This window comes from Sinosporangium album (assembly GCF_900100605.1).
In the GTDB taxonomy this organism is placed as follows: domain Bacteria; phylum Actinomycetota; class Actinomycetes; order Streptosporangiales; family Streptosporangiaceae; genus Sinosporangium; species Sinosporangium album.
The window spans coordinates 1-3457 of the sequence record NZ_FNCN01000079.1 but is presented as its reverse complement, the minus strand read 5'-3'; the positions used below and the strand labels follow the sequence as shown (position 1 = coordinate 3457).

The window sequence follows — 3457 nt, the reverse complement described above, 5'->3', positions numbered from 1 at the left end:
GTGTGTCCGGGTCTGGTGGCGGGTGGGATCAGGGTCTGGTTGTCGTTTGAGATTTGCATAGTGGACGCGAGCATCTTTGTGGCCAAGTTTTTTAGGGCACACGGTGGATGCCTTGGTACCAGGAGCCGATGAAGGACGTGGGAGGCTGCGTTAAGCCTCGGGGAGTCGCCAGCCAGACGTTGATCCGGGGATGTCCGAATGGGGAAACCTGGCCCGAGTCATGTCGGGTCGCCTCCGCCTGAATGTATAGGGCGGTTGGTGGTAACGCGGGGAAGTGAAACATCTCAGTACCCGTAGGAAGAGAAAACAAGAGTGATTCCGTGAGTAGTGGTGAGCGAAAGCGGATGAGGCCAAACCATGCGCGTGTGATAGCCGGCGGGCGTTGCGTGTGTGGGGTTGTGGGACCTTCTTGGGGAGACCGCCGTCTTTCCGGGCAGTGATAAATCCAGTGGGTAGCCGAACGTTCTGGGAAGGACGGCCGGAGACCGTGATAGCCGGGTAGGTGAAATCCGCTGGACTGCTGGAGGGTGTCCCAAGTAGCACGGGGCTCGAGGAATCCTGTGTGAATCTGCCAGGACCACCTGGTAAGCCTGAATACTCCCTGGTGACCGATAGTGGACGAGTACCGTGAGGGAAAGGTGAAAAGCGCCCCGGTGAGGGGTTGTGAAATAGTACCTGAAACCGTGTGCCTACAAGCCGTAGGAGCGTGCACTGCCTTCGGGTGGTGTGTGATGTGACTGCGTGCCTTTTGAAGAATGAGCCTGCGAGTTATGGTGTGTGGCGAGGTTAACCTGTGTGGGGTAGCCGTAGCGAAAGCGAGTCTGAATAGGGCGTTTGAGTCGCATGCTGTAGACCCGAAGCGGAGTGATCTACGCATGGGCAGGGTGAAGCTCAGGTAAGACTGGGTGGAGGCCCGAACCCACCAGGGTTGAAAACCTGGGGGATGATCTGTGTGTAGGGGTGAAAGGCCAATCAAACTCCGTGATAGCTGGTTCTCCCCGAAATGCATTTAGGTGCAGCGTTGCGTGTTTCTTGCCGGAGGTAGAGCACTGGATGGCTGATGGGCCTTACCGGGTTACTGACGTCAGCCAAACTCCGAATGCCGGTAAGTGAGAGCGTGGCAGTGAGACTGCGGGGGATAAGCTCCGTGGTCGAGAGGGAAACAGCCCAGACCATCGACTAAGGCCCCTAAGCGTGTGCTAAGTGGGAAAGGATGTGGAGTTGCGATGACAACCAGGAGGTTGGCTTAGAAGCAGCCACCCTTGAAAGAGTGCGTAATAGCTCACTGGTCAAGTGATTCTGCGCCGATAATGTAGCGGGGCTCAAGTGCACCGCCGAAGTCGTGGCATTCACACTTTCGGGTGTGGGTGGGTAGGGGAGCGTCGTGCTCTGGGTGAAGCCTTCCTGTGAGGGGGGGTGGACGGGGTGCGAGTGAGAATGCAGGCATGAGTAGCGTTTCAGAAGTGAGAATCTTCTGCGCCGGATGACCAAGGGTTCCTGGGGCAGGCTTTTCCGCCCAGGGTAAGTCGGGGCCTAAGGCGAGGCCGACAGGCGTAGTCGATGGATGACGGGTTGATATTCCCGTACCCGCTACGGTGCGCCAATATCGAGGCCGGTGATACTAAGGGTCCTTAGCTCGGCTTCTCCTTCGGGAGGGGTGTCAGGGTGAACGCCTGGCCTGATCTGGTAGTAGGTAAGCGATGGGGTGACGCAGGAGGGTAGTCCATCCCAGGCGGTGGTTGTCCTGGGGTAAGCATGTAGGGCGAGGGGTAGGTAAATCCGTCTCTCATAGTGCCTGAGGTGTGATGCCGAGCCGATTGTGGTGAAGTGGATGATCCCATGCTGCCGAGAAAAGCCTCTAGCGAGTGTCGTGGCGGCCCGTACCCTAAACCGACTCAGGTGGTCAGGTAGAGAATACCGAGGCGTTCGGGTGAACTGTGGTTAAGGAACTCGGCAAATTGCCCCCGTAACTTCGGGAGAAGGGGGGCCTTCGCTGGTGTAGGAGCTTTGCCTCCGAGGCTGGTGGGGGCCGCAGTGGCCAGGGGGAAGCGACTGTTTATTAAAAACACAGGTCCGTGCGAAGTCGTAAGACGATGTATACGGACTGACGCCTGCCCGGTGCCGGAACGTTAAGGGGACCGGTTAACACGCGTGAGTGTGTGAAGCTGAGAACTTAAGCGCCGGTAAACGGCGGTGGTAACTATAACCATCCTAAGGTAGCGAAATTCCTTGTCGGGTAAGTTCCGACCTGCACGAATGGCGTAACGACTTCCCCGCTGTCTCAACCGCAGACCCGGCGAAATTGCATTACGAGTAAAGATGCTCGTTACGCGCAGCAGGACGGAAAGACCCCGGGACCTTCACTATAGCTTGACATTGGCGTTTGGAGCGTCTTGTGTAGGATAGGTGGGAGACTGTGAAGCCTGGACGCTAGTTCGGGTGGAGTCGTTGGTGAAATACCACTCTGGTCGTTTTGAGCGTCTAACTTTGGGCCGTGATCCGGTTCAGGGACAGTGTCTGGTGGGTAGTTTAACTGGGGCGGTTGCCTCCTAAAGGGTAACGGAGGCGCCCAAAGGTTCCCTCAGCCTGGTTGGCAATCAGGTGGTGAGTGTAAGTGCACAAGGGGGCTTGACTGTGAGACTGACGGGTCGAGCAGGAGCGAAAGCTGGGACTAGTGATCCGGCATCGGCTTGTGGGAGCGGTGTCGCTCAACGGCTAAAAGGTACCCCGGGGATAACAGGCTGATCTTCCCCAAGAGTCCATATCGACGGGATGGTTTGGCACCTCGATGTCGGCTCGTCGCATCCTGGGGCTGGAGTAGGTCCCAAGGGTTGGGCTGTTCGCCCATTAAAGCGGTACGCGAGCTGGGTTTAGAACGTCGCGAGACAGTTCGGTCCCTATCCGCTGCGCGCGTAGGAGACTTGAAGGGGGCTGTCCCTAGTACGAGAGGACCGGGACGGACGAACCTCTGGTGTGCCAGTTGTTCTGCCAAGGGCATGGCTGGTTGGCTACGTTCGGGAGGGATAACCGCTGAAAGCATCTAAGCGGGAAGCTTGCCTTGAGATGAGGTCTCCCACCCACGTTTGTGGGGTAAGGCTCCCGGTTGATGATCGGGTTGATAGGCCGGGTGTGGAAGCATTGTAAGGTGTGGAGCTGACCGGTACTAATAGGCCGAGGACTTGACCGCAAGGTTTTGTGCAGTCTGTGTGCTGTGCGTTTTTGCTCGCGTCCACTGTGTGATTCTGAGGCGGCAATCTTTTGGTTGTTGTCGTTGGGGTTACGGCGGTTTTTGCGGAGGGGAAACACCCGGTTACTTTCCGAACCCGGAAGTTAAGGTCTCCAGCGCCGATGGTACTGCACTCGGGAGGGTGTGGGAGAGTAGGTCGCCGCCGGACAATTTTATATGAGAGGGGCCATCCTGTGTGGGGTGGCCCTTTTCTTGTTTTGGGGGGTTGCC

At 57.5% G+C, this 3457-nt stretch carries 2 rRNA genes; both read left to right on the top strand.

Annotation, left to right across the window (positions count from 1 at the left end):
- The first annotated feature begins 80 nt into the window (after positions 1-80).
- Positions 81-3187 (top strand): 23S ribosomal RNA (locus BLQ73_RS30655).
- 91 nt (positions 3188-3278) lie between these two features.
- A 5S ribosomal RNA gene (rrf, locus tag BLQ73_RS30650) occupies positions 3279-3395 on the top strand.
- The last annotated feature ends 62 nt before the right edge of the window (positions 3396-3457 follow it).